Source organism: Enterobacter cloacae (genome assembly GCF_011078175.1).
Taxonomy (GTDB): Bacteria; Pseudomonadota; Gammaproteobacteria; order Enterobacterales; family Enterobacteriaceae; genus Enterobacter; species Enterobacter cloacae_Q.
Genome location: NZ_JAALCJ010000001.1, coordinates 331,797 through 357,679 on the forward strand (window position 1 = coordinate 331,797; position 25,883 = coordinate 357,679).

General features: G+C 53.5%; 28 protein-coding genes. 15 read left to right on the forward strand and 13 right to left on the reverse strand.

Going from position 1 to position 25,883, the window contains the following annotated elements:
• Nucleotides 1–18: 18 nt before the first annotated feature.
• From G6Q29_RS01585 to pspA, 6 genes are all read right to left on the reverse strand, one after another.
• Nucleotides 19–1,311, reverse strand: coding sequence for an ABC transporter substrate-binding protein (locus G6Q29_RS01585; RefSeq protein WP_165464282.1), 1,293 nt, complete (start codon nucleotides 1,309–1,311; stop codon nucleotides 19–21).
• 13 nt (nucleotides 1,312–1,324) lie between these two features.
• The gene (locus tag G6Q29_RS01590) at nucleotides 1,325–3,022 is read right to left on the reverse strand and encodes a sugar phosphorylase (RefSeq protein ID WP_165464283.1); all 1,698 of its coding nucleotides are present in this window, start codon (nucleotides 3,020–3,022) and stop codon (nucleotides 1,325–1,327) included.
• A gap of 194 nt (nucleotides 3,023–3,216) precedes the next feature.
• Nucleotides 3,217–3,441 (reverse strand): phage shock protein PspD, encoded by a 225-nt coding sequence (gene pspD, locus G6Q29_RS01595; RefSeq protein ID WP_165464284.1) that lies wholly within the window; start codon nucleotides 3,439–3,441, stop codon nucleotides 3,217–3,219.
• 12 nt (nucleotides 3,442–3,453) lie between these two features.
• Nucleotides 3,454–3,813 (reverse strand): envelope stress response membrane protein PspC, encoded by a 360-nt coding sequence (pspC, locus tag G6Q29_RS01600; protein WP_165464285.1) that lies wholly within the window; start codon nucleotides 3,811–3,813, stop codon nucleotides 3,454–3,456.
• On the reverse strand, nucleotides 3,813–4,037 hold the full coding sequence (gene pspB / locus G6Q29_RS01605) for an envelope stress response membrane protein PspB (protein ID WP_165464286.1): 225 nt from the start codon (nucleotides 4,035–4,037) through the stop codon (nucleotides 3,813–3,815). The genes pspC and pspB overlap by 1 nt, the downstream gene beginning before the upstream one ends.
• Before the next feature lie 49 nt (nucleotides 4,038–4,086).
• Entirely contained in the window at nucleotides 4,087–4,755 is a 669-nt protein-coding gene (pspA, locus tag G6Q29_RS01610) for a phage shock protein PspA (RefSeq protein WP_022651342.1), read from the reverse strand.
• Between the two features lie 151 nt (nucleotides 4,756–4,906).
• Here pspA and pspF point away from each other — a divergent pair, with 151 nt between their 5' ends.
• The 6 genes from pspF (at nucleotide 4,907) to sapF (ending at nucleotide 11,267) form a co-directional block, all read left to right on the forward strand.
• The gene (gene pspF, locus G6Q29_RS01615) at nucleotides 4,907–5,899 is read left to right on the forward strand and encodes a phage shock protein operon transcriptional activator (RefSeq protein WP_165464287.1); all 993 of its coding nucleotides are present in this window, start codon (nucleotides 4,907–4,909) and stop codon (nucleotides 5,897–5,899) included.
• Between the two features lie 88 nt (nucleotides 5,900–5,987).
• The gene (gene sapA, locus G6Q29_RS01620; protein ID WP_165464288.1) at nucleotides 5,988–7,628 is read left to right on the forward strand and encodes an ABC transporter substrate-binding protein SapA; all 1,641 of its coding nucleotides are present in this window, start codon (nucleotides 5,988–5,990) and stop codon (nucleotides 7,626–7,628) included.
• A complete protein-coding gene (gene sapB / locus G6Q29_RS01625) occupies nucleotides 7,625–8,590 on the forward strand; it encodes a putrescine export ABC transporter permease SapB (RefSeq protein WP_165464289.1) in 966 nt (321 codons plus the stop codon). The genes sapA and sapB overlap by 4 nt, the downstream gene beginning before the upstream one ends.
• Complete coding sequence (sapC, locus tag G6Q29_RS01630; RefSeq protein WP_047733259.1) at nucleotides 8,577–9,467, forward strand: putrescine export ABC transporter permease SapC; 891 nt, start codon at nucleotides 8,577–8,579, stop codon at nucleotides 9,465–9,467. Before sapB ends, sapC begins: the two co-directional genes overlap by 14 nt.
• A complete protein-coding gene (sapD, locus tag G6Q29_RS01635) occupies nucleotides 9,467–10,459 on the forward strand; it encodes a putrescine export ABC transporter ATP-binding protein SapD (RefSeq protein WP_165464290.1) in 993 nt (330 codons plus the stop codon). Before sapC ends, sapD begins: the two co-directional genes overlap by 1 nt.
• A gap of 1 nt (nucleotide 10,460) precedes the next feature.
• Complete coding sequence (gene sapF, locus G6Q29_RS01640) at nucleotides 10,461–11,267, forward strand: putrescine export ABC transporter ATP-binding protein SapF (protein WP_003856838.1); 807 nt, start codon at nucleotides 10,461–10,463, stop codon at nucleotides 11,265–11,267.
• On the opposite strand, the gene G6Q29_RS01645 is transcribed toward sapF, so the two are convergent.
• Nucleotides 11,264–11,854 carry a TetR/AcrR family transcriptional regulator gene (locus G6Q29_RS01645; protein WP_165464291.1) on the reverse strand — a complete coding sequence of 197 codons (591 nt, stop codon included), beginning with the start codon at nucleotides 11,852–11,854 and terminating at the stop codon, nucleotides 11,264–11,266. The two genes, sapF and G6Q29_RS01645, sit on opposite strands and share 4 nt — an antisense overlap.
• Before the next feature lie 132 nt (nucleotides 11,855–11,986).
• Here G6Q29_RS01645 and G6Q29_RS01650 point away from each other — a divergent pair, with 132 nt between their 5' ends.
• The 5 genes from G6Q29_RS01650 (at nucleotide 11,987) to pdeR (ending at nucleotide 18,815) form a co-directional block, all read left to right on the forward strand.
• Nucleotides 11,987–12,388: a RidA family protein gene (locus tag G6Q29_RS01650; protein WP_165464292.1), complete on the forward strand. Its 402-nt coding sequence runs from the start codon at nucleotides 11,987–11,989 to the stop codon at nucleotides 12,386–12,388.
• A 281-nt stretch (nucleotides 12,389–12,669) separates the two neighbouring features.
• Nucleotides 12,670–13,458, forward strand: coding sequence for an enoyl-ACP reductase FabI (gene fabI / locus G6Q29_RS01655; protein WP_003856831.1), 789 nt, complete (start codon nucleotides 12,670–12,672; stop codon nucleotides 13,456–13,458).
• A 152-nt stretch (nucleotides 13,459–13,610) separates the two neighbouring features.
• Nucleotides 13,611–14,597, forward strand: a complete 987-nt coding sequence (locus G6Q29_RS01660; RefSeq protein WP_165464293.1) for a CMD domain-containing protein — start codon at nucleotides 13,611–13,613, stop codon at nucleotides 14,595–14,597.
• 88 nt (nucleotides 14,598–14,685) lie between these two features.
• Complete coding sequence (locus G6Q29_RS01665; RefSeq protein ID WP_165464294.1) at nucleotides 14,686–16,620, forward strand: exoribonuclease II; 1,935 nt, start codon at nucleotides 14,686–14,688, stop codon at nucleotides 16,618–16,620.
• 203 nt (nucleotides 16,621–16,823) lie between these two features.
• Nucleotides 16,824–18,815: a cyclic di-GMP phosphodiesterase gene (pdeR, locus tag G6Q29_RS01670; RefSeq protein WP_165464633.1), complete on the forward strand. Its 1,992-nt coding sequence runs from the start codon at nucleotides 16,824–16,826 to the stop codon at nucleotides 18,813–18,815.
• Here pdeR and G6Q29_RS01675 read toward each other — a convergent pair.
• The gene (locus G6Q29_RS01675) at nucleotides 18,812–19,681 is read right to left on the reverse strand and encodes a crotonase/enoyl-CoA hydratase family protein (protein ID WP_165464295.1); all 870 of its coding nucleotides are present in this window, start codon (nucleotides 19,679–19,681) and stop codon (nucleotides 18,812–18,814) included. The two genes, pdeR and G6Q29_RS01675, sit on opposite strands and share 4 nt — an antisense overlap.
• Nucleotides 19,682–19,871: 190 nt before the next feature.
• On the opposite strand from G6Q29_RS01675, the gene G6Q29_RS01680 reads away from it, so the two are divergent.
• The 3 genes from G6Q29_RS01680 to osmB all read left to right on the forward strand — a co-directional run bounded on the left by G6Q29_RS01680 (nucleotide 19,872) and on the right by osmB (nucleotide 21,325).
• A complete protein-coding gene (locus G6Q29_RS01680) occupies nucleotides 19,872–20,054 on the forward strand; it encodes a hypothetical protein (protein ID WP_165464296.1) in 183 nt (60 codons plus the stop codon).
• A 37-nt stretch (nucleotides 20,055–20,091) separates the two neighbouring features.
• Nucleotides 20,092–20,844, forward strand: a complete 753-nt coding sequence (locus tag G6Q29_RS01685; RefSeq protein WP_165464297.1) for a DNA-binding transcriptional regulator YciT — start codon at nucleotides 20,092–20,094, stop codon at nucleotides 20,842–20,844.
• Nucleotides 20,845–21,106: 262 nt separating this feature from the next.
• Nucleotides 21,107–21,325 carry an osmotically-inducible lipoprotein OsmB gene (osmB, locus tag G6Q29_RS01690; protein ID WP_165464298.1) on the forward strand — a complete coding sequence of 73 codons (219 nt, stop codon included), beginning with the start codon at nucleotides 21,107–21,109 and terminating at the stop codon, nucleotides 21,323–21,325.
• Between the two features lie 103 nt (nucleotides 21,326–21,428).
• Here the strand turns inward: osmB and yciH are convergent, their stop codons facing one another.
• From yciH to pgpB, 5 genes are all read right to left on the reverse strand, one after another.
• Complete coding sequence (gene yciH / locus G6Q29_RS01695; RefSeq protein ID WP_165464299.1) at nucleotides 21,429–21,755, reverse strand: stress response translation initiation inhibitor YciH; 327 nt, start codon at nucleotides 21,753–21,755, stop codon at nucleotides 21,429–21,431.
• A complete protein-coding gene (gene pyrF / locus G6Q29_RS01700; protein WP_165464300.1) occupies nucleotides 21,748–22,491 on the reverse strand; it encodes an orotidine-5'-phosphate decarboxylase in 744 nt (247 codons plus the stop codon). Before pyrF ends, yciH begins: the two co-directional genes overlap by 8 nt.
• Nucleotides 22,492–22,676: 185 nt before the next feature.
• Complete coding sequence (lapB, locus tag G6Q29_RS01705; RefSeq protein WP_063452279.1) at nucleotides 22,677–23,846, reverse strand: lipopolysaccharide assembly protein LapB; 1,170 nt, start codon at nucleotides 23,844–23,846, stop codon at nucleotides 22,677–22,679.
• A gap of 6 nt (nucleotides 23,847–23,852) precedes the next feature.
• A complete protein-coding gene (locus tag G6Q29_RS01710) occupies nucleotides 23,853–24,161 on the reverse strand; it encodes a LapA family protein (protein ID WP_165464301.1) in 309 nt (102 codons plus the stop codon).
• Between the two features lie 148 nt (nucleotides 24,162–24,309).
• Complete coding sequence (gene pgpB / locus G6Q29_RS01715; protein WP_165464302.1) at nucleotides 24,310–25,077, reverse strand: phosphatidylglycerophosphatase B; 768 nt, start codon at nucleotides 25,075–25,077, stop codon at nucleotides 24,310–24,312.
• A 197-nt stretch (nucleotides 25,078–25,274) separates the two neighbouring features.
• Between pgpB and ribA the strand changes: the two genes are divergently transcribed.
• A complete protein-coding gene (ribA, locus tag G6Q29_RS01720; protein WP_003856813.1) occupies nucleotides 25,275–25,865 on the forward strand; it encodes a GTP cyclohydrolase II in 591 nt (196 codons plus the stop codon).
• Nucleotides 25,866–25,883 lie beyond the last annotated feature (18 nt).

Sequence of the window (25,883 nt, forward strand, 5' to 3'; positions counted from 1 at the left end):
TCCCTTCGCAAAGCGCTCCTATCGTTGTGAGATCAGGTCAGTCAGTTTTTTCTGGCTGTTGCTTAACGTCACATTGAGATCTTTTTTACCCACCGTCACGTTATGCACCATGGAACTGATAATGCCGGACCCGGTAACGTCTCCCATACGGGTAAAGTTTTTGTCACCCACTGCACCAAACACCTGGACATTCGGGAACTGAGCAATCAGCTCGTAAGGCAGTTGGCCAAAGGCCTTGATCACATCGTTGTTTTTCCAGCTTTCAGTGCCCACCACGAGTTTGTTCACTGGCAGCGCCGCACCAGGGGACATCATCACCCAGTCGGATGCGTTCTGCGCCTGCTCCATCCAGGTCACAAATTTTTCTGCCGCCTGCGTTTCCTCTTCGGTCTGGCCGGTCGTGATCGTCAACGAGGTGATCATGCCGTACACGGCAGATGATTTTTCCGTCGGGACAACAAACCCCAGCTTGGACGGATTGCCGTCTTTGTAGACCGCGGGCAGGATATAGGTAGAGTAAACGGCCATAGGGGCAGAACCGTTCATGAAGGCGTCTTTGATCTCCATGACATCATTCGAGCCCGGCATGGTGTTCGCGGCCAGTGCCCGATAAAATGCCAACGCTTTCGACATTTCAGGGGTCTCGATTTTCACGCTGCCGCTTGCATCAAAGACGTTAGCCCCTCCTGACAATGCAAACTGTGAGAAGGCCTGCTCCGTCATGACACTTTCTGCGGTTGGAAGCGCAATGCCGTAACGTTTTTTCGCCGGATCGTTGAGCGCCTGACTGGCTTTCAGCAGCTGTTGCCAGTTGTGCGGCTCTGCGATCCCCGCAGCAGCGAGCGCATCTTTGTGATACCAGATGCCGGACAGCCAGGCGCTAACCGGTACGCCCGTCCATGCGCTACCGTCTTCAGTGCGAACAACGCGTAAAATGCCGTCGTAGAACGTCTCTTCGCCTACGGCTTTAATCGCGTTACCGATCGCTTCACGATCCAGCAGTTGTTCTTTATCCATGACTTTGGCGTAGTCATGGCTGACTTCAATCACCTCCGGCAGCGCGCCGGTACGGGCCAATGTAATGACCTTAGTGTTATAGGCATCTTCCTCAACGGGGACCTGTTTCACCGTTATAGTGGGATTCTCTTTCTCGAATTTTTCGATCAGTTTCGTAATAACTGCCTGACGCTCCTGTTCTACCGACGAGTGCATAAACTCAATGGTAACCTGAGATGTTTTATCGTCCTTACAGCCTGATAACAGGGCGCACGAAACCAGTGCTGATAACAGCACAATTTTGGGCATTTTCATTTTAGGGTCCTTTTTAGTTTTCTTTAATCCACATTACCTGCCATGGATTGAGGGTCAGTTCCGTACCACTAATATCTTGTCCTGACACTAATTCCTTACCAACTCGCGTTTGTTCATGAACAGTCTGCATTTTATTGCTAAAATTAAATAAAGCTGTTATTCGCTCACCATTTTTTGCAACGCGAACAATTTTAAGAATATGTTCACCACTTGCTTCAAAAATAGCCTGAGCATCGGGATGGAACGCACTCTCTTTGCGACGAATAGCAATAAGCTCACTCAAACGAGAATAAATTTGATAACGAATACTCTTCTTATCACAAAGTTCCCGATCAACCTGACCTTCGGTATATTTCTTCCTGTTTATCGCACGGTTATATCCGAGACGCTCAACACCGTCATAATCGTTACGCGAACCAAGAATGCTTTGTATATATACAGCCGGTACGCCAGGGAAACTTAACAACACCGCATGCGCCAGGATGAACCGGGCAATACGCTCATCATCTGAACTGTCTCGCAAACTTAACGCATCAAGATAGGTGACATTAATTTCGTAGGGGCTTCGCGTTCCGTCAGGGTTATTTTTCCAGTTAACCAGCGCGCCTTCCTGCTGAAGCTTGTCGACCAGCGAAAGGATCTCGGATTCCGGAAGGATGCCCCGTAATGGGTTCAAACCGATACCATCATGCGAGGCCAGGAAATTAAACCAGGTGGTATGTGTTGAAGGCAGCGCCAGCGATCCCGCCCACTGGCATAGGGCTTTAACGTTCTGACAATGTACGGCGTGCAGCACCAGCGGAGGTAAGGAAAACTGGTAGACCATCTGGGCTTCATTTTCGCCATTACCGAAGTAAGAGATATTATCTTTGTGAGGAACATTTGTCTCAGTGATGATTACTGTTCCAGGTGCCACGGCGTCTGTGATAGCGCGGAACAGCTGTATAAGGCGATGGGTTTGTTCCAGATGGATGCAGGTTGTTCCCGGGATCTTCCACATAAACCCAACCGCATCCAGACGGATATAACGCGCTCCTTCCATGAGGTAATGGAGAAGAACGTCAACCATTGCAATCAGCACCTGCGGCGAGGCGAAATTGAGATCGATCTGGTCCTCGCTGAATGTGGTCCACAGATGACGGACGCTGCCGTCATGAAGCGTGAACGGCGTCAGCAGCGGTAATGCGCGGGGACGCGTCACCGCCGATAAATCGGTTTCGGGGTCGACAGAAATAAAGAAATCTTCATAGCCTGGCTTCTGCGCCAGATAATTAGCAAACCATTCGCTTTTCGCTGACATATGGTTGCAAACGAAGTCAAACATTAAGCTGGAAGACTGTTTTAATTCCGCGACATCTCGCCAGGTTCCGGTTTCAGGTGCAACCTCGTGATAATCAATAACGGAAAAGCCATCATCCGAAGACCACGGATAAAACGGTAACAGGTGGACATGGGAAAACGTGCGAGAAAGCCATTCATTATAGAACCGGGTAAATACCGGCAACGCTTTCTCCCCTTTCGCGGAGAACTGATCGGCATAGGTAATCAGCACAACGTCTTTTTCATCCCAGCCTGACTTACGCTTTTCCGTAATATTAACTGCCGCCTTTTCAAGCTTAGTTAATAATACGTTAAGGTGTGCTTCTGAAAATGATTCACCGTAGATATGATTGATAATTTTTTTAATTTTTGCGTTCACATTATTTTCCATGGTAGCGGTCCCACGGAGTGGCAATCTACTCTCATGGAAAATTTCTGTCAACGGACCCGGGGGCAGAAAGCCGCAATCTCAGCGCAGCGCAACGCATTATTGTGACCTGCCGCAAAGAAAGCAGAAAACAGAAGAAACGCAGAAGGGGAAGTCATGCCCCTTCTCTGGATGAGAAAGGGCGTATGCGGGAGGAACTAGCGTGAAAGGTAGCGCCGGGAAACGTGTTTTGCCAGTTTTTGTAACAGCGGTTCCAGAGCAACCGCCAGCAACATTCTGACCGGCTTGCGGGCAACAGATTTGATCGCCCAACCCGCCACACCGGCCGGGCCATAACGTAACGCCGTCATCAGAACCAGTTTACCTGCTATTTTCAGGCCGGGTTTTACCTTCTGACCGGCCTGTTGCCAGTTTTGTTTCATGTAAGTTCTCTCTTAAAGCTGACGAAAACGACTTCTCAGCGTAAAGGTATCGGAGGTGACATAACGTTCCATCTCGCGCAATCGCTTCTCCCCTGCGCTAAGCTGTTCATCCACCGCGTTCAGGAGATCGCTGTTGGTTGGCGTGTTCTCAGCATCCAGCTCACCTTCCGGCATAGGATCGAGTACAAACGACAGAATGATGTATGCCACCAGCGTAATAAAGGCCAGGCCGAAGAAAATCGACAATACGGTGACCACACGCACCAGTTTTACCGGGACATCCAGATAGTGTGCCAGCCCGGCGCAAACGCCCCGTACCATGCCTTGCTGCGGGATGCGCCACAGTTTTTTATTCAGATTCAGTCCAGCCATTACTGCTCCCTCCAGTTCGGGTGTTCCGCATCCAGGATAGCTTCCAGCGCCTGGATACGTTCGCGCATTTTATTTGCTTCCGCAGAGAGCTGCGCCAGCCGCTGCTGTTCACTCTGCGACAGTTCACTGCGTGAAGAGCGGTTGCTGTAGTGCAGCCATAACCAGATGGGCAGAACAAACAGCACAAAAATGGTCAGGGGTATAGCCAGAAAAAGCGCGCTCATGTGTACTCCTTGTCTTGCGATGCGGCACGCTCAGGTGCCGCAGGAATTATTATTGATTGTCTTGTTTCATTTTGGCTTTCAGCGCAGCCAGTTGCTCGCTAATTTCATCATCGGCTTTCAGGTCAGCAAACTGCTGATCGAGGGTTTTCTGCTTGCCGATGCTGTGGCTTTCAGCTTCCGCTTCCATGTGGTCGATACGGCGTTCGAATGATTCGAAACGCGCCATCGCTTCATCCAGTTTTCCGCTGTCCAGCTGGCGACGCACGTCTCGGGACGAGCTTGCTGCCTGGTGGCGCAGCGCCAGTGCCTGTTGACGTGCACGGGTTTCGCTGAGTTTGTTTTCAAGCTCGCCAATCTCTTTCTTCATACGCGTGAGAGTATCATCCACCAGCGTTACTTCATGTTCCAGCGTGGCAACCATGTCGGTCAGCTTTTGCTTCTCAATCAGCGCAGCGCGGGCCAGATCTTCTTTATCTTTACGCAACGCCAGTTCAGCTTTTTCCTGCCACTCGTTAAGCTGGGCAGTCGCCTGCTCAATACGACGCGTTAACTGCTTTTTCTCTGCCAGCGCGCGGGCGGAGGTGGAGCGTACTTCAACCAGCGTGTCTTCCATCTCCTGAATCATCAGGCGCACCAGCTTCTGCGGATCTTCCGCTTTCTCCAGCAGCGAGTTGATGTTGGCGTTCACGATGTCGGCAAAACGAGAAAAAATACCCATAATTCAATCCTCATAGTTCTGTTATCGGGCGATGCCCTGCTGAATAGTTAATACAAATCTCATGCCAACTTTTTATCTTATTGATTTTACTGGATGTGGTTGATATTCATCCATGCAGGGGCTATTCTCACCTGGTGAATATCACTAAGGAGTGGTTAATTTCATCATGGCTGAATATAAAGATAATTTGCTTGGGGAAGCCAACAGCTTTCTGGAAGTGCTAGAACAGGTATCGCGACTCGCGCCGCTGAATAAACCGGTGCTGATTATCGGTGAGCGCGGAACGGGTAAAGAACTAATCGCTAACCGCCTGCACTTTCTGTCTGGCCGATGGGATGGACCCTTTATTTCGCTTAATTGCGCGGCGTTGAATGAAAATTTGCTCGACACCGAGCTGTTTGGTCATGAAGCTGGCGCCTTTACCGGCGCACAAAAACGCCATCCCGGACGCTTTGAGCGCGCCGATGGCGGAACCCTCTTTCTCGATGAGCTGGCGACAGCGCCGATGCTGGTGCAGGAAAAGCTGCTGCGCGTCATTGAGTATGGTGAACTGGAACGCGTTGGCGGAAGTCAGCCGCTTCAGGTCAACGTTCGCCTGGTGTGCGCCACCAACGCCGATCTGCCCGCGATGGTGGCAGAGGACAAATTCCGCGCCGACCTGCTGGACAGGCTCGCTTTCGATGTCGTTCAGTTACCGCCACTAAGGGAGCGGCGTAGCGATATCATGCTGCTGGCCGATCAATTTGCCATTCAGATGTGCCGGGAACTGGGCCTGCCGCTCTTTCCAGGCTTCAGCGAACAGGCCACCGAGACACTGCTCGGTTATCCATGGCCGGGAAATATTCGGGAACTGAAAAACGTGGTGGAACGCTCTGTTTACCGTCATGGCACCAGCGAGGCCGAGCTGGACAATATTATCCTCGATCCGTTTCGGCGCGAGGTTAAACAGCCCCCTGCTACGGCGACGCGCCAGCAGGGTCCGGCGTTGCCGCTCGATTTACGTCAGTTCCAGCATCAGCAGGAACAGCAACTGCTTGAGCAGAGCCTGAAAGCGGCGAAATATAATCAGAAACGGGCGGCTGAACTGCTGGGTCTGACCTACCATCAGTTGAGGGCATTGCTCAAAAAACATCAAATGCGCTGACATTATCAGCACTTACCCCCAGACATTTTTACGAAGCAGGCGTAAGTGCGATACACTTTGCAGATCGAATCTAAAAACCTTAAAAACTATGCGCCTGGTTTTATCGTCCCTGCTTGCACTTGGTCTGTTCAGCAATCTGGCCTTTGCTGCGCCCGACCGCGCTGTGCCCCCTGATATCCGTGATAGTGGTTTCGTCTACTGCGTCAGCGGGCAAGTTGATACCTTTAATCCACAAAAGGCGGGGAGCGGCCTGATAGTTGATACGCTGGCCGCCCAGATTTACGATCGCCTGCTTGATGTAGACCCGTATACCTATCGGCTGGTCCCGGAACTTGCCGAGAGCTGGGAAGTGATGGATAACGGCGCCACGTACCGCTTCCGTCTGCGCGATGACGTCAATTTTCAGCACACTCCGTGGTTTACCCCAACCCGTAAACTCAACGCGGATGACGTGGTTTTCACCTTCCAGCGCATCTTTAACCGCAATCATCCATGGCATAACGTCAACGGCAACAACTTCCCCTATTTCGACAGTTTGCAGTTTGCCGATACGGTTAAAAGCGTTCGCAAGCTGGATAACCGCACGGTTGAGTTTCGCCTGACGCGCCCCGACGCGTCGTTCCTCTGGCACCTGGCAACGCACTACGCTTCGGTCATGTCAGCCGAGTATGCGGATCAGCTGACGAAAAAGGATCGTCAGGAACGTCTCGATCGTGAACCTGTGGGCACAGGCCCGTTCCAGTTAGCAGAGTACCGCGCTGGCCAATACATTCGCCTGCAACGTCATGACCGTTTCTGGCGCGGCAAACCGCTGATGCCGCAGGTAATCGTTGATCTGGGTTCAGGTGGAACAGGCCGACTCTCAAAACTGCTGACCGGCGAGTGCGACGTACTTGCCTGGCCTGCGGCCAGCCAGCTGACTATTTTGCGCGACGATCCTCGCCTGCGTCTGACCCTGCGCCCGGGGATGAACATCGCTTATCTGGCATTTAACACCGATAAGCCGCCGCTCAATAATCCAGCCGTACGCCATGCGCTGGCGTTAGCGATCAACAACCAGCGTCTGATGCAGTCGATTTATTATGGCACTGCGGAAACTGCCGCCTCTATCCTGCCGCGCGCCTCATGGGCCTATGACGGCGAGGCGAAGATTACGGAATATAACCCGGCGAAAGCGCGCGAGCAGCTTAAAGCGCTGGGAGCAGAAAACCTGACGCTACAGCTGTGGGTACCGACCAGCTCTCAGGCGTGGAACCCCAGCCCGCTGAAAACGGCCGAACTGTTACAGGCAGATATGGCGCAGGTGGGCGTTAAGGTGATCATCGTTCCTGTAGAAGGCCGTTTCCAGGAGGCGCGTCTGATGGACATGAATCATGACTTAACGCTGGCTGGCTGGTCTACCGACAGTAACGACCCGGACAGCTTCTTCCGTCCGCTACTGAGCTGTGCGGCAATCAACTCCCAGACCAACTACGCTCACTGGTGTAACCGGGAGTTTGATGCTGTTCTGCAAAAAGCGCTAGCATCTCAACAACTTGCCTCACGCATTGAAGCCTACGATGAAGCTCAAACTATTCTGGCCAGAGAACTTCCCGTGTTGCCGCTTGCCTCTTCCCTGCGCCTCCAGGCCTACCGTTACGATATTAAAGGGCTGGTACTCAGCCCGTTTGGTAACGCCTCCTTCGCGGGCGTGACCCGTGAGAAAGAACAAGAGGTGAAAAAACCATGATTATCTTTACCTTGCGTCGGCTACTGTTACTGCTGGTCACCCTGTTCTTCCTGACCTTCGTCGGCTTTAGCCTTAGCTACTTTACGCCTCACGCCCCGCTTCAGGGTTCATCTTTCTGGGACGCCTGGCTGTTCTGGTTTAACGGCCTGCTGCACTGGGATTTTGGCGTATCCAGTATCAACGGACAGCTCATCTCTGAGCAGCTGAAAGTCGTTTTCCCTGCCACCATGGAGCTGTGTATACTCGCCTTTGGCTTTGCCCTCATGGTGGGGATCCCGGTGGGGATGCTAGCGGGAATTTATCGTAATAAATGGCAGGATAAATTTATCAGCGCGCTTGCCTTAATTGGTTTTTCCATCCCGGTTTTCTGGCTCGCACTGCTGCTTACCCTCTTCTTCTCACTGACGTTAGGCTGGCTGCCGGTGTCTGGCCGTTTTGACCTGCTGTATAACGTGCAAACGGTGAGCGGCTTCGCCATCGTTGACGCCTGGCTTTCTGATTCGGTCTGGCGTGAGGAAATGATCGTGAGCGCGCTGCGCCACATGGTGCTGCCGGTGCTTACGCTGGCCGTCGCCCCGACGACCGAAGTGATCCGCCTGATGCGTATCAGTACCATCGACGTCTTCGATCAAAACTATGTTAAAGCCGCCGCCACGCGCGGATTGTCTCGCCTGACGATTTTACGTCGCCATGTACTTCACAATGCGTTGCCACCGGTAATCCCACGTCTTGGGCTGCAATTCTCAACCATGCTGACCCTGGCAATGATCACCGAGATGGTTTTCAGCTGGCCGGGCCTTGGGCGCTGGATGATCAACGCCATTCGCCAGCAGGATTACGCTGCGATCTCCGCCGGAGTGATGGTGATTGGCTCCCTGGTCATTATTGTTAACGTTGTGTCCGATATTTTGGGTGCTATGGCCAACCCATTGAAGCATAAGGAATGGTATGCCTTACGATAACGTCTACAGCGAAAAGCGCACGCCCGGTGCGCTACGTACCGTGTGGCGTAATTTTTACGGCGACACCACGGCGATGATCGGCTTTTACGGCTGTATTGGCCTCGTGTTGCTGTGCGTTTTGGGTTCGTGGTTTGCGCCGTATGGCATCGATCAGCAGTTCCTGGGTTATCAGCTTTTACCGCCGTCGTGGTCGCGTTACGGGGAGGTTTCGTTCTTCCTGGGGACTGACGATCTCGGACGCGACGTGCTAAGCCGTTTACTGAGCGGCGCGGCCCCTACCGTGGGCGGCGCGTTCGTGGTCACCCTGGCCGCCGCGATTTGTGGCCTTGCGCTGGGTATTTTTGCCGGCTCAACACACGGGCTACGGTCAGCCGTGCTTAACCATATTCTTGATACTCTGCTCTCTATTCCTTCGCTGCTGCTGGCGATCATCGTCGTAGCCTTCGCGGGGCCGCATCTCACGCATGCGATGTTTGCCGTCTGGCTGGCCATTCTGCCACGCATCGTGCGCTCGGTTTACAGCCTGGTCCACGATGAACTGGAGAAAGAGTATGTCGTCGCCGCCCGTCTGGATGGCGCCACCACATTCAATATTCTCTGGTTTGCCGTGCTGCCTAACATTGCCGCCGGGCTGGTAACGGAGATCACCCGCGCCCTGTCGATGGCGATTCTGGATATCGCAGCGCTGGGCTTCCTGGACCTGGGCGCGCAGCTCCCCTCCCCGGAATGGGGCGCCATGCTCGGTGATGCGCTGGAGCTGATTTACGTTGCGCCGTGGACGGTCATGCTGCCGGGCGCGGCCATCATGGTGAGCGTGCTGCTCGTTAACCTGCTGGGCGACGGGATCCGCCGCGCAATCAATGCGGGGGTGCAATAATGCCGTTACTTGATATCCGCAACCTCACGATCGAAATAAAAACGGGCGAAGGCTGGGTCAAGGCCGTAGATCGCATCAGTATTACGCTCGCAGAGGGCGAAATCCGCGGGCTGGTGGGCGAATCGGGTTCGGGGAAAAGCCTGATCGCCAAGGCCATTTGCGGCGTGGCGAAAGACAACTGGCGGGTGACCGCCGACCGTATGCGTTTCGACGACATCGATCTGTTGCGTCTTTCCCCACGCGAACGCCGCAAGCTGGTGGGCCATAACGTCTCGATGATTTTCCAGGAGCCGCAATCCTGTCTTGACCCGTCCGAGCGCGTCGGGAAACAGCTGATGCAGAACATTCCCGGCTGGACCTATAAAGGCCGCTGGTGGCAGCGTTTCGGCTGGCGTAAACGCCGTGCCATTGAGCTGCTTCACCGTGTCGGGATCAAAGACCACAAAGACGCGATACGCAGTTTCCCCTACGAACTGACTGACGGTGAATGCCAGAAAGTGATGATTGCCATCGCCCTGGCCAATCAGCCGCGTCTGCTGATTGCCGACGAACCGACGAACGCGATGGAGCCCACCACCCAGGCCCAGATCTTCCGCCTGCTCACGCGTCTGAACCAGAATAACAACACCACCATTTTGCTGATCAGCCACGACCTGCAAATGCTTAGCAAGTGGGCGGATAAAATTGACGTGATGTATTGCGGTCAGACGGTAGAAACCGCGCCAAGTGAAGATCTGGTGACGACACCGCATCATCCATATACCCAGGCGCTGATCCGGGCCATCCCTGATTTCGGCAGCGCGATGCCGCACAAGAGCCGTCTGAATACGCTCCCTGGCGCGATCCCGCTGCTGGAATCGCTGCCCATTGGCTGCCGCCTGGGTCCGCGTTGCCCGTATGCTCAGCGTAAATGCATTGAAACACCGCGCCTGACAGGGCCGAAAAATCATCTGTTTGCCTGTCATTTCCCGCTGAACATGGAGAGAGAGTGAAATGGTCGAAACCTTACTGGAAGTGCGTAACCTGAGTAAGACCTTTCGCTATCGCACCGGCCTGTTTCACCGTCAGACCGTCGAGGCGGTTAAACCGCTAAGCTTTACGCTGCGCGAAAAGCAGACGCTGGCGATTATTGGAGAAAATGGTTCGGGCAAATCGACCCTGGCAAAAATGCTTGCGGGCATGGTCGAGCCGAGCGGCGGTGAAATACTGATTGACGATCATCCTCTGGAATTTGGGGACTACTCTTTTCGCAGCCAGCGCATCCGGATGATTTTTCAGGATCCATCGACGTCGCTAAACCCGCGGCAGCGTATTTCCCAGATCCTGGATTTCCCACTGCGGTTGAATACCGATCTGGAGCCCGAGGCGCGTCGCAAACGGATTGTCGAAACCCTGCGTCTGGTAGGCCTCTTGCCCGACCATGTCAGCTATTACCCGCACATGCTGGCCCCGGGGCAAAAACAGCGTCTCGGTCTGGCCCGCGCGCTGATCCTGCGACCGAAGGTTATTATCGCCGACGAAGCGCTGGCGTCGCTGGATATGTCGATGCGTTCGCAGCTTATTAACCTGATGCTGGAGTTACAGGAGAAGCAGGGGATCTCCTATATCTACGTGACTCAGCACCTGGGCATGATGAAGCACATCAGCGACCAGGTGCTGGTGATGCACCAGGGAGAAGTTGTTGAGCGCGGCAGTACCGCTGACGTGCTGGCCTCCCCGCTCCACGACCTGACAAAACGCCTGATTGCCGGACACTTTGGTGAAGCGTTGACGGCCGATGCGTGGCGTAAAGATCGTTAGCCGCTGCGTAACCCGCTTGCCAGCAGAGTAAACACCTCTATGGCATGCGGAAGGGTCTTCTGCGGTTCATCACTCGCGGCAATCAGCAGAGCCGCATTCAGCGCGGCGCCGTTCAGCAGATGGGCTGCGACTCTGGCATCCATCTTTTTGATTACGTTGCACTCCATCATTTTTTCGATGGTCTGACGGGTCGACTCAAGGCAGCTGTTCTGGCTGGACCATTGCGCCGGGTCGCCCAGAACAGCTGGGCCGTCAAGAAGCACGATACGCTGAACTTCCGGAACGAGCGCCATTTTGATATAGGCGATGCCCTCCGCCAGCAGTCGCTCCCAGTCATCTTCGGCGGCGGCGGCAATCGCTTTTGCGTTTGCTGCCATTTCGCTGTCTATCTGCGCGACCACCGCCGCCAGTAATCCCTTCTTGTCGTTGAAATTATGATATAGCGCGCCGCGTGTTAACCCCACGCTTGCCGTGAGTTCATCCATCGACGCTGCGGCATAGCCTTTTTCAGCAAATGCCTTCCGCGCCGCCTGAATCATTTTCTCGCGATTTTCCTGGGCCGTTTCAGCGCGACGTTTTGTAGCCATGGGACTTCCTTATTTAAGCGGTAATTTTAATTTGACATACGCGACGTATGTGAATTACATTTTTGACATACACCGCGTATGTTACTTCTACCGCGTAAGCACAACAATACCTATTACCGAAAAGGATAAGCCATGCATCCACGTGACCCCGTCTTCCCGGCTAACCGACATGCCCTCTATGAAGAGCATGGCTATTCAGCTGCAATACGCTCTGGCGATCTGTTATTTGTTTCCGGTCAGGTTGGCAGCCGCAGCGATGGCACACCTGAACCCGACTTCCCCGCTCAGGTGCAGCTGGCGTTCGATAATTTACGGGCGACTCTGGCAGCCGCGGGATGTACTTTTGACGATCTGATTGATGTCACGACGTTTCATACCGATCCTGAAAACCAGTTCCCCGTTATCATGGAGGCGAAAAAACTGGCATTTCCCCACGCTCCTTACCCAAACTGGACAGCAATAGGCGTTAACTGGCTTGCGGGTTTTGATTTCGAAATTAAGGTTATCGCCAGAATCCCCTCGTCAGCGAAGTAAGATCCGGCTGTATAGGCGTGAAGCTCCCGGCCAGTCTCTGGTTGGATGAGGCGAACCCCGCGTGCGGTGATATACTGCTGGGATACACACGAAACAGCCTGATGAAGAGTCAATTCAACCTCTTCCGTGAGCCCATTCACGGCGCATGAGCGAGAAATATCGTGACACAAGGGGCTCTGAGTGGGCTATAATTTCGAGCTAATTTCGAATGACTTTGAAATACTGCCTGTAACGCTATGAATTACAAGGCAAAATAAGCAATGACTATAAGGATTAAAGCTATGGGTTTTCTTTCCGGTAAGCGCATTCTGGTGACTGGCGTTGCCAGCAAACTGTCCATCGCATACGGCATCGCACAGGCAATGCATCGCGAAGGCGCTGAGCTGGCGTTCACCTACCAGAACGACAAGCTGAAAGGCCGTGTTGAAGAATTTGCCGCGCAGCTGGGTTCCAGCATTGTTCTGGAATGTGACGTTGCACAAGACGAAAGCATTGATGGCATGTTTGCTGAACTGGCAAAAGCATGGCCAAAATTTGACGGTTTTGTTCACTCCATCGGCTTCGCTCCTGGCGACCAGCTGGACGGCGACTACGTGAACGCGGTTACCCGTGATGGCTTCAAAATCGCCCACGACATCAGCTCCTACAGCTTCGTTGCGATGGCAAAATCCTGCCGCGCGATGCTGAATCCGGGCGCAGCTCTGCTGACTCTCTCATACCTGGGCGCAGAACGTGCTATCCCTAACTACAACGTTATGGGTCTGGCAAAAGCGTCTCTGGAAGCCAACGTGCGCTACATGGCGAACGCGATGGGTCCTGAAGGCGTGCGTGTTAACGCTATTTCTGCGGGTCCAATCCGTACCCTGGCCGCTTCCGGTATCAAAGATTTCCGTAAAATGCTGGCACACTGCGAAGCGGTTACCCCGATTCGTCGTACCGTTACCATTGAAGACGTGGGTAACTCTGCGGCATTCCTGTGCTCTGACCTTTCAGCTGGTATCTCCGGCGAAGTGGTACACGTTGATGGCGGCTTCAACATCGCTGCCATGAACGAGCTGGAAATCAAATAAGCTTGTCACTCTCTTCCCGCCAGGGAAGAGAGTTTCCCCCCGCCCCGCCCCTCGTTATTCCGTTCTGCTATTTGTTATCACCTAACAATATTTTTCCCCTCATCCACCTTACGCCAGGATATTGATCGCCATTTTGAGATCAAGGAACGCCCATGGAACAACGCCGTTTTTCCGGCAAAGGCCACTGGTATCATGAAACCCAGTCGAATCATTCGCAGGCGGACGTTCTGCCGCTGGTGCCCGAAGCCGCTAACGTCGACGACCGTTTTTTGCTCGATTTAGCCCTGCCTGAAGACATTCTCGCACGCTGTGCGGGTTGGCTTACGCCTGCCCGAACCTTGTGTCATCTTTTGTTCCCGCTTGATACTCCCGTGAACCGTCTGCATACGCTCAGCGCCTACGACAGGCTGAGCACGGCATTAACGGTTGCCCAGGCGTGTGGCGTTCAGCGGCTCTGTAACCACTACGCTGCTCTGCTCGCCCCTCTTCCGGGGCCGGACTCCTCCCGGGAAAGCAATCGACGTCTTGCAGAAATTACCCAGTATGCCCGCCAGTTAGCCAGCTCACCCGATGTCATCGATGATAAAGCCCAAAACCAGCTTGATGAGGTTGGACTCACAACGTATGACATTGTGCTTATCAACCAGATCATCGGCTTTGTCGGTTTTCAGGCGCGAGTGGTCGCGGTATTTCAGGCATTGCTTGGCCATCCGGTACGCTGGCTGCCCGGGCACCACATTCAGCCCCATACGCTGCCGGTCAGTTTCAGCAGATGGACCGCCACGTTAGCCGCGGTTGAGCTAAAATATGCCAGTGCGCTTCAGCTTGAGACGCTCTCACGCTGGCAGGCGGAACCGGCGCTTGAAGCGCTGACCCCTGTGCTGTGTCATGAGCCGATGCTGCTTAATCTGACGGGCGAAATTCTGCTTAACCATTCGCGAAGTGAAGGCCCCGCGTCTTCGATGCTTTCAGCCGCTCGTGCGCTGCTCGTCGCCTCTCCGGATCGCTTTAGCGCTGCCCAGTTAACGCCCCTAACCGGGTCAGGCCTCTCGCCAGAGAAGGCCATCAACCTGCTTACCCGAGATGCATTTTATGGCTGGCTTGACCGTCTGCGCGTGGCGCTCGGTAAAGAGGAATAACCATACTCTTTACCTAAAGAGCGCTTGCTGTAGCAGTGAGAATCGCGTAAAACTGTCAGCCGCTCAATGGCTACGAAAATAGAACATTATGTTTCAGGACAACCCGCTGCTAGCGCAGCTTAAACAGCAACTGCATTCCCAGACGCCGCGTGCAGAAGGGGTCGTAAAAGCCACGGAAAAGGGCTTTGGCTTTCTTGAAGCTGACGGGCAGAAGAGCTACTTCATTCCGCCTCCTCAGATGAAGAAAGTGATGCATGGCGACCGTATTTCGGCCGTTATTCATACCGAAAAGGAACGAGAGTCTGCCGAGCCGGAAGCACTGATCGAACCTTTCCTGACCCGCTTTGTCGGGAAAGTGCATAAGAAAGACGATCGTCTTTCTGTCGTGCCGGATCATCCTCTCCTGAAAGATGCTATTCCGTGCCGCGCAGCGCGTGGTATTGAGCATGATTTTGTTGAGGGCGACTGGGCGGTTGCTGAGATGCGCCGTCATCCTCTAAAAGGCGATCGCGGTTTCTACGCCGAGCTTACCCAGTACATTACCTTTGGCGACGACCATTTCGTCCCGTGGTGGGTGACGCTGGCGCGCCACAACCTCGAAAAAGAAGCGCCTGATGGTGTGGCGACTGAAATGCAGGACGAAGGTCTGGAACGTCGCGATCTGACGGCTCTGGACTTTTTCACCATCGACAGCGCCAGCACCGAGGATATGGACGATGCGCTGTACGCTGAAGAGACAGCAGATGGCAAATTACATCTGACCGTCGCCATCGCCGACCCTACCGCATGGATTGTCGAAGGCAGCAAGCTGGACGAGATGGCCAAAGTGCGTTCGTTCACCAACTACCTGCCCGGCTTTAACATTCCGATGCTCCCACGTGAACTCTCCGACGATCTTTGCTCGCTGCGTGCGCATGAAGTGCGTCCGGTGCTGGCCTGTCGCATGACCATTGCGTCTGACGGTACCATTGAAGAGGATATCGAATTCTTTGCCGCCACCATCGAATCCAAAGCCAAGCTGGCCTATGACGATGTATCCGACTGGCTGGAGAACACGGGCAGCTGGCAACCGGAGTCCGACAACATTGCCGCACAAATTCGTCTGCTGCACCGCGTCTGCCTGAGCCGCAGCGAATGGCGTCAAACCCACGCGCTGGTCTTCAAAGATCGCCCCGATTACCGTTTTGTGCTGGGTGAAAAAGGTGAAGTACTAAATATCGTCGCTGAACCGCGCCGTATTGCCAACCGCATCGTTGAAGAAGCGATGATTTCCGCCAACATTTGTGCCGCCCGCGTGCTGCGCGACAAATTAGGTTTTGGCATTTACAACGTGCACACCGGGTTTGATCCGGCGAACACCGAAGCGCTGGCTGCCCTGCTGAAAACCCACGACGTACACGTCGATCCAGAGGAAGTGCTGACCCTGCAAGGTTTCTGCAAACTGCGCCGGGAGCTGGATGCGCAGCCGTCAGGGTTCCTTGACAGCCGAATTCGCCGCTTCCAGTCCTTTGCGGAAATCAGCACCGAGCCAGGCCCGCACTTTGGTCTTGGTCTTGAGGCGTACGCGACCTGGACCTCCCCGATCCGTAAGTACGGCGACATGGTGAACCATCGTCTGCTGAAAGCGATCATTAAGGGTGAATCTGTTGCGCGCCCTCAGGATGATACGACGTTGCAGATGGCAGAGCGTCGCCGTCTCAACCGTATGGCGGAGCGTGATGTCGGTGACTGGTTGTACGCGCGCTTCCTGAATGATAAGGCAGGGACTGACACCCGCTTCCCGGCAGAAATCATTGACATCAGCCGCGGCGGTATGCGCGTTCGTCTGGTGGATAATGGCGCTGTTGCCTTTATCCCTGCCCCGTTCTTGCACGCCGTTCGCGATGAACTGGTTTGTAGTCAGGAAAACGGTACCGTGCAAATCAAAGGCGAAACGGTTTACAAGGTTACTGACGTGATTGATGTCACCATCGCTGAAGTCCGTATGGAAACCCGCAGCATTATCGCGCGACCTGTCGCCTGATAAACGCATTAGCTCCCGGCCTTCCCGTTCAGGGACAGCCGGGAGTTCGCCTATATTATCTCCCGCAAAATCATCGTTTTTTTCTCACACTTTTCAGTTTCCCACCGCCACATTTCGCCAGAATTATCTACAGTAAAAGAGAGCCGTCATTGTCGACAGCAAATGAATAATATGTGCGCTACTCAGCAGACGCGGGAGAAAACGTGTTGGACGATCTGGAGCAGAATTTGCTGTTTCGTTACATGGGTACGCATAGCCCCTGGTGGCGACTGACAGCAGACAGCAATGCTCTGCATCTTGCGGCCAGTGAAAGCGCTGACATCATTCAGGTGGTTGCGCTGGATGAAGAGCAGGCTGCTCTGATACGCCGGCTCACGGTGATCACCTCCAGCATTGCCATGACCCTCCCTTTGTACGGTATTAATGTTCCCGTCCATCTTGTCGGCCGTAAAATCAATAAAACTGAGTGGGCAGGAACGGCATCAGCCTGGAACGATACCCCTTCCGTGGCGCGCGATCTGGCGCAAGGACTTTCCTTCGCCGAACAGGTGGTTTCCGAGGCTAACTCCGTAATTGTGATCCTCGATCAGAACGGGAATATTCAGCGCTTCAACCGTTTAAGTGAAGAATATACGGGCCTGAAGGAACAGGAAGTCATCGGGCAAAACGTGTTCAAACTGTTTATGAGCCGTAGCGAAGCCGCTGCCTCCAAACGCAACATCACCGGTTTTTTTCGTAACGGTAGCTCGTACGAAGTTGAACGCTGGATCAAGACCCGCAAGGGGCAACGCCTGTTTCTCTTCAGAAACAAGTTCGTTCACAGCGGCAGCGGGAAAAACGAAATTTTTCTCATCTGTTCTGGCACAGACATAACGGAAGAGCGTCGGGCCCAGGAGCGCCTGCGCGTTCTCGCCAATACGGATACCATTACCGGTTTGCCTAATCGAAATGCCATCCATGAACTGATCTCCGATTCCATCGGCGCGCGGGGTGACACGCAGGTGGGCGTGGTGTATCTCGATCTGGATAACTTTAAAAAAGTGAACGATGCCTATGGGCACATGTTTGGCGACCAGTTGTTACAGGCCGTTGCGCTGGCGATCCTGAGCTGTCTGGACGAAGAACAGACCCTGGCGCGCCTGGGCGGAGATGAGTTTATCGTGTTAGCAACCGATACCTCTCAGGGCGCGCTGGAAGCCATGGCGTCGCGCATTCTGACACGACTGCGCCAACCTTTCCGCATCGGGCTTATTGAAGTTTACACGGGATGTTCGCTTGGCATTGCGCTTGCGCCCCAGCATGGTAACGATCGCGAAAGCGTTATTCGCAATGCCGACACCGCGATGTACACCGCCAAAGAAAATGGCCGGGGTAAATTCTGCGTCTTCTCACCAGAGATGAACCAACGGGTGTTTGAATATCTCTGGCTGGATACCAACCTGCGTAAAGCGTTGGATAAGGATCAGCTGTTGATTCACTACCAGCCGAAGATTACCTGGCGCGGTGAAGTCAGAAGTCTGGAGGCCCTGGTGCGCTGGCAGTCGCCAGAACGTGGCCTGATCCCGCCGCTGGAATTTATCTCCTACGCTGAGGAATCGGGATTGATTGTGCCGCTTGGCCGCTGGGTTATGCTCGATGTGGTGCGTCAGGTGGCAAAATGGCGCGACAAGGGGATCAATCTGCGCGTTGCGGTCAACGTCTCTGCCCGTCAGTTGGCGGACCAGACCATATTCAGTGACCTTAAGCAGGCGCTGAAAGACCTGAATTTTGAATACTGTCCGATTGACGTGGAATTGACCGAAAGTTGTCTCATCGAAAATGAAGAACTGGCCCTGTCAGTGATCCAGCAATTTAGCCGCCTGGGTGCGCAAATCCATCTGGATGACTTCGGTACGGGCTACTCTTCCCTGTCACAACTGGCGCGCTTCCCTATCGATGCCATTAAGCTCGACCAGTCTTTCGTGCGGGATATCCATAAACAGACTATTTCACAGTCGCTGGTACGCGCGATAGTTGCTGTGGCGCAGGCGCTGAATTTGCAGGTCATTGCTGAAGGGGTGGAGAGCGCAAAAGAAGACGCCTTTCTGACGAAGAATGGCGTCAACGAACGGCAGGGTTATCTCTTTGCTAAGCCCATGCCCGCTGCCGCATTCGAGCGATGGCTAAAGCGTTATCAGGCCAGGCATGTCCGTTAGCTGGCTTTGCGTAAGCCCGTCGCCTGATGGCGATTTTGCAGCATAACCAGCCGCTCCATGTAGGCGATATCTTTCGGTTCAAGGCAGAAGGCGGCATCAACCCAATCCTCGGTAATGTCCATCAGTTCGCTCCTTGGAAGTGCCAAAACACGGGTACGGGCGCGCAACATGGCCCTGACGCCATTCAGCTTCGGCTGTAGCGTATCGATAAATGTCCGCACTGAAAGATAGCTGTGTAACGGCTCGAATAAGACATCCACAAGGCCGTGCTGCTCATACCATTCCGCTGTATGCGACTCACCTTTATAGATCAGATCCTCCGCTATTCTCATGCCGGCACGCCGCGCCACCAGTGAATAGCCACCCATGCCAGGGAAAAGATTGAACGCGATTTCAGGAAAGCTTAAACGGGCATCGCGCTGGGCCAGAATGAAATGATGCGCCAGCGCAGCCTCAAACCCGCCCCCTAAGGCGCTTCCTTCCACCATGGCCAACGTTACAGCACCGGTGTCAAACCCTCGCGAGGCGGCATGCACGCAGTCCACACAGGCTCGGGCATAGGCACGTAACGCTTCGCGTCGATTGTTTTTGATGCACTCTACGAAAAACTGTAAATCCCCCCCTGTATTGTATATTTCGGGGACCAGCGATCCTGTCACCCAAAAATCCACGATTAACCCTGACTGCCGTACCAGCCACGAGAGGTTCATGATCTCCTCGATCAGTGCGTGATTGAAACAAGGCCGTGGGGTGGCACGTAACATCATCCACACCGTTCGCCGTTCAGCTTCATAATAAGCCGCCAGTTGAGTGAATCGTTCAGCATCAGTAAACAATGTGCAGGTTGTCTGGTTGATAACTGTCATAGTCGAATTCCTCTTATAAAATGCGCGTTGCGCGCAGTTTTAGACTAATCCACCCCTATAGCCCGCAGCGTACGGTGATTAAATTTATCACTCTCATAGATGAACTTTGGTTAATGCATTTTTTACCTTCTCTTTTTAGTCAATTTTCTGCATCATTGAAAATATTAACTTTTCGCTTCAGGGTGAGCTTATGTCTAACATTGATGCAGCAGCCGTGGCACAGCGTATTGATACTGTGCTGGATATTCTAGTCGCGGGCGATTATCACTCTGCTATCCGAAATCTTGAGATCCTCAAGTCTGAGCTACTGGCTGAGAACGGCGCTGATACTGTCCCAGACTCCACCCAACCAAAAGCCCCGTGGGAAGTGTAACCACATTGTTTCTGCCCTTGCCTTTTAAATGGATGCTATGAATTCCCGACAACAAATCATTTTGCAGATGGTGATCGATCAGGGACGCGTGAGCGTGGTCGATCTCGCTAAAGCCACCGGCGTTTCTGAAGTCACCATCCGTCAGGATCTGAATCTTCTGGAAAAACAGAGCTACCTGCGGCGCGCGCACGGATATGCCGTTCCACTGGACAGCGACGACGTTGAAACCCGCATGATGAACAATTATGCGCTCAAGCGGGAGCTGGCGGAGTTTGCTGCATCCTTAGTGAATAACGGTGAGACCGTTTTTATTGAAAATGGCAGCAGTAACGCCCTTCTGGCGCGCACGCTTGCAGATCAAAAAGACGTTACCATCATCACCGTAAGCAGCTATATCGCCCATCTGTTGAAGGAGACGCCCTGCGAGGTGATCCTGCTGGGCGGCATTTACCAGAAGAAAAGCGAAAGCATGGTGGGGCCCTTAACCCGTCAATATGTTCAGCAGGTTCACTTCAGTAAGGCATTCATTGGTATTGACGGCTGGCAGCCTGACACCGGCTTTACCGGTCGCGACATGATGCGTACCGACGTGGTTAACGCCGTACTCGCCAAAGAGTGTGAAGCGATTGTGCTGACAGACAGCTCTAAGTTTGGCGCAGTGCACCCTTATACGATGGGTCCGGCTTCGCGCTTTAGCCGTGTGATAACGGATGAGCGCTTGCGCGATGAATATCGCCAGCAATTAGAACAAGACGGCCTGGCGGTCGATATTGTGAAAAAAACGGCCTGATTATCCTGCTGCGCCCGAATAATGGGCGCATTTAAACCTTTCTCTGAGAGTATTCCGACCCTCCCTTTAAGAGTTTTTACCTGTTGAAACGGTTCTAAACACGTAAAATTAATATTAGCGATATAACAGGAAGTGACTATCACCTGCGTGATGATGAAACGCCTGCGCGACCAGCTTTCACGGGAACCGAATTTAAGTAGGGATATTGTCTATACTTAAAGTGCATTCCTTTCCGTGAATCGATAATTCAGGAGAAAGTATTATGACCTTTACCAGCAAAAAATTAGCCGCCACTGTTCTGGCAATCACTGTAGCAATGTCCCTGAGCGCTTGCTCTAACTGGTCTAAACGTGACCGTAATACCGCGATTGGTGCCGGTGCTGGTGCACTTGGTGGCGCAGTATTAACGGATGGTAGTACGCTGGGTACGTTAGGTGGTGCTGCCGTAGGTGGTATTATCGGTCATCAGGTGGGTAAATAATCACCATAACGGCTCTCACCGATAAAATAATATATTTTGTATTTTCAGGTCTGACTTACGCACGAAAAAAAAGAGCCACGGCAACGTCCGTGGCTCATCTATTCTATCCGCCTGCCAGTTTAACTTTCATTCCTTTGGCTTCCAGCAGCGTTTTAATTAAATCTCGCTTATCACCCTGAATCTCAATAATGCCATCTTTTACTGCCCCACCGCAGCCGCACTTCTTTTTAAGTTCAGCGGCGAGTTTTACCAGGTCCGCATCATCCAGATCAATACCGCTGACAAGGCAAACGCCTTTCCCTTTTCTGCCGCTTGTCTGGCGCTGAATACGCACAATGCCATCGCCTTTCGGTCGTTCAGCTTTCTCTTTTGGCTCTTCAATGCGCCCGGTATCGGTTGAATAGACCAGACGACTGTTTGCGTCACGCATTATGCCCCCTTTTCAGTGATGCATTAATCGCTTTCAGGGCCTCTGCCGGATGAACGGATTGCGTCACCGGGCGGCCAATCACCATATAGTCTACCCCCGCGCTTAACGCCTGCTCTGGCGTCATGATGCGTCGCTGATCCCCTGAGGCACTGCCTGCCGGACGGATACCTGGCGTCACCAGTTTAAAATCGAGGCCTAATTCAGATTTGAAGCGAACCGCCTCCTGAGCTGAACAGACGACGCCATCCAGCCCACACTGTTGCGTAAGGCGCGCGAGCCGCTCCGCGTGCTCAGCAGGTGACAATGTCACACCCAGGTCGCGAAGGTCGGATTCATCCATACTGGTCAACACGGTGACGGCAATCAGAAGCGGAGCGTCAGTGCCAAACGGCACCAGCGCTTCACGCGCCGCTGTCATCATGCGTGCCCCGCCGGATGCATGAACGTTAACCATCCACACGCCCAGCTCAGCCGCCGCAGCCACGGCATGCGCAGTGGTATTCGGAATATCGTGAAATTTCAGATCGAGAAAAACGTCGAATCCACGCTGGTGCAGGTCGCGGACGATTTGCGGACCGAACAGCGTAAACAGCTCTTTGCCCACTTTCAGACGGCAATCGCGGGGATCAATGCCATCAACAAAGGCCAGTGCGGCATCACGGTTATTGTAATCCAGAGCAACAACAACGGGAGAATCGGTAACTACGCGGGAAGTGGAGGATGTAACAGACGTCATGACCAGCCCTTTTCGTCTATGGGCGCGCAGCGGCGCGGAACAGATAAACGGCGTGCATTCTACCTGTCCCCGGGGTAAATGAACAGAATCGAATGCCTTTCCTGCCGAACCATAGATCGCACGGTGCCAATGAAAAATTTTGCACTCATTAGTATGTTGTAACTAAAATGCGGCGTTTTAAAAAATCACTGCCCGTCCAGCCCACGGATTGGCTTAATGGTGGACCAGGCACGACATGAAGGGCAATGCCAATAGAGTGAGTACGCGGTGAAGCCGCATTTCTGGCAGCGATAACGCGGTTTACTCCGCACCTGCTCACCCACCATGTCTCGCAGCACCATCAGGCTCTCTTTAGCGCGCCCTTCTTCCGCGTCATTGAGGTGGTAGTCCATCAGTTTGTGGAAGACGCGCATTGTAGGATGACGCTGCAACTGACGGGTAATATAGACCTGTGCAGTATCACTCCCTTCGTGCTGTTCAACGACATCAGACAGCATCAGCTCGGCTGTGGCGCCGGTGTTTTCTTCAACACAGCGGCGCAGGAACGCCACCCACTCGTCTTGCTTACCGAGCTGCTGATAGCAGGTTTGCAGCATTTCCAGCGTTTCGCTGACCAGCTCTTTGTCCTGATCGATAACGCGAAGCAGGCTCTCTACGGCTTTGGCGTAATCACCGTTAGCCATAAAGACCCGGCCCATCATGATCGAGATGCGGGCGCTGTTGCGATCGGCCGCGGCGCCTTTCTTTAACAATGCCATGGCTTTATCCATGTCATCGCTGCCCATCTGCTGGAGTGCCAGCTCGCAGTAGAAGTGGGCAATTTCGACACGCTGCTTGTCTTTGCCGAGTTTGACCAGCCGTTCGGCGGTATCAATCGCTTTTTGCCAGTCGCTGGTAGCCTGGTAAATTTGCAGAAGTTGCTGAAGCGCACCGATACGGAAGTCTGTCTCATCCACGAGCTGGGAGAACATATCCTCGGCGCGATCGTAAAGCCCCGCGGCCATGTAATCCCGTCCCAGCTGCTGTACGGCCAGCAGCCGTTGCTCATAGGTCAACGACGCGCTTTCCATCAGGGTTTGGTGGATACGAATGGCACGGTCAACCTCTCCGCGCGAACGGAACAGGTTACCCAGGGTAAGATGCGCCTCTACGGTGCCTGTGTCCTCTTTAAGCATGTCGAGGAACAGATCCACCGCTTTATCCTGCTGATTGCTCAACAGGAAGTTCACCCCCGCAACATAATCACGGGAGAGTCGGTTCGCTTCATCCTGTTTTGTTTGTTGCGCGCTTCTGCGGCCCATATACCAGCCATAGGCTGCGGCGACAGGCAAAAGCAGAAACAACAACTCCAGCATATTCGATTATTCCTTGACTACCGGCACACCAGAGCTCGCCGGAATGTTAGTCGCAGGCGTAAGTTGATGTTCAAGTCGTTTAATTTTACGTTCAGCGCGAACAAGAGAAACACGAACCTTCAGCCAGAACAGGCCGCATACAAGCCAGCCAATGATAAAACCCGCCGCGAATAACACAGCCAGCAGGCTCGACACCCGGTACTCGCCCTGCGCCAGCAGATAATTGAAACTTACCTGTTGATCGTTTTGCGCGCCCAATGTGACTGAAATGACAAAAATCGCCAACACCAGTAAGAAAATGAGTAAATATTTCACATGACTTCCCGTTATGTGGTTCGAGCGAATAAAGCGTGTTCAATTCACTGCAATCAGCCTTATAAGCTACCATTTTAGTGGCGGACGCGAAATGGAAAAAGTAACGCGCCCTACATGGATTTATGGTCAAAACGCGGAATATCAACCTTCAGGTTCCGTCAGACTCCCTTTCGGCTATTTCTTCCTTCTCTTCCGGCGGCGGCGTCAGTGGTCCACAAAAACGTTGGGCAAGCCAGGATGCCAGCGTCACCAATACCCACGAGATCAGCGTTGCCACCACTAAATCACGCGGCCAGTGCATCCCCAGCAGCATTCGACTGCCCATAACCCCTGTCGCCCAGACGAGCAAAATCGCAATCGTGAGGGTACGCCGACGCGGCCATAGCAGCCCCACGCCAAGTAACGCCCAGCTTGCTGCAAACATTGTATGCCCGGAAGGAAACGCAAAGCCGGTCTCTTTTTGCCAGTGTTTGCGTAAAAAAGTCGGGATATCCTGTTGACCCGCAAGTTGTTCCTTTACCAGCGCACCGCGATCTTTACGCTTTAAATTGTAGAACTCATCCACCGGAACATGGTGCGTTTTTTCCAGCCAGACGACGAAAGGGCGGGGTTCCTGTACGCGATCTTTCACCCACGATTTAACCCCTTGCCCGATAAGTATGGCTCCGCCGAGAATGGCGAATAATACTAACGCCGCGCGAAGGCGAAAGCGCAGGCACCACAGGAACCAGATACAGAGCAGCACATGCGTAATAATCCCCCACGGCTGGGTGACCGTCTCGGTTATCCAGTATAAGGCTTTCAGCCACGTCTCGTTTTGTCCTGGCTGCCACATCCAGCCGGAGAACCAAACGACAAGGGGTATAACAAGCAATACGGCGGCGCCTGCGGCCGTTCGTCTGGCAATTGAAAGCATGTCCTCTCCTTTTTCACTAAGCACCACAATCATAACTGAATTTCATCGTTCTGGTGGAGATGTCGGATCGTGCGTTTAACGTCCGTATAACGTTGTGGTAATTAGGTGAAGTTGCCGGGCTTGTGGCAAAATAGTCCGATACAGAAAGCAAAATGGGGCAAAGGCACGAAACGTGTCAGCCTGGTCTGGAGAATCACATGCAGCTTAAACGTGTGGCAGAAGCCAAACTGCCAACCCCATGGGGCGATTTCCTGATGGTGGGTTTTGAAGAACTGGCAACCGGGCAAGATCACGTCGCCCTGGTGTTCGGCGACATTTCGGGGCAAACGCCGGTGCTGTCCCGCGTTCATTCAGAGTGTCTGACCGGTGACGCGCTGTTCAGCCTGCGGTGCGACTGCGGTTTTCAGCTTGAAGCCGCCCTTTCTCATATCGCAGAGGAAGGACGTGGCGTTCTGCTGTATCACCGTCAGGAAGGACGCAATATTGGCCTGCTAAATAAAATCCGCGCCTACGCGTTGCAGGATCAGGGCTACGATACCGTCGAAGCGAACCATCAGCTCGGCTTTGCTGCTGACGAGCGTGATTTCACCCTGTGCGCAGATATGTTTAAGCTGCTGGGAGTGGACGAAGTGCGCCTGTTGACCAACAATCCGAAGAAAGTGGAGATCCTCACTGAAGCGGGTATCAATATCGTGGAACGCGTGCCGCTGATTGTTGGCCGTAACCCGAAAAATGCGCACTATCTCGATACCAAAGCCGCTAAAATGGGCCACCTGCTGAGCGAATAAAAGCAAAACGCCCGGCAC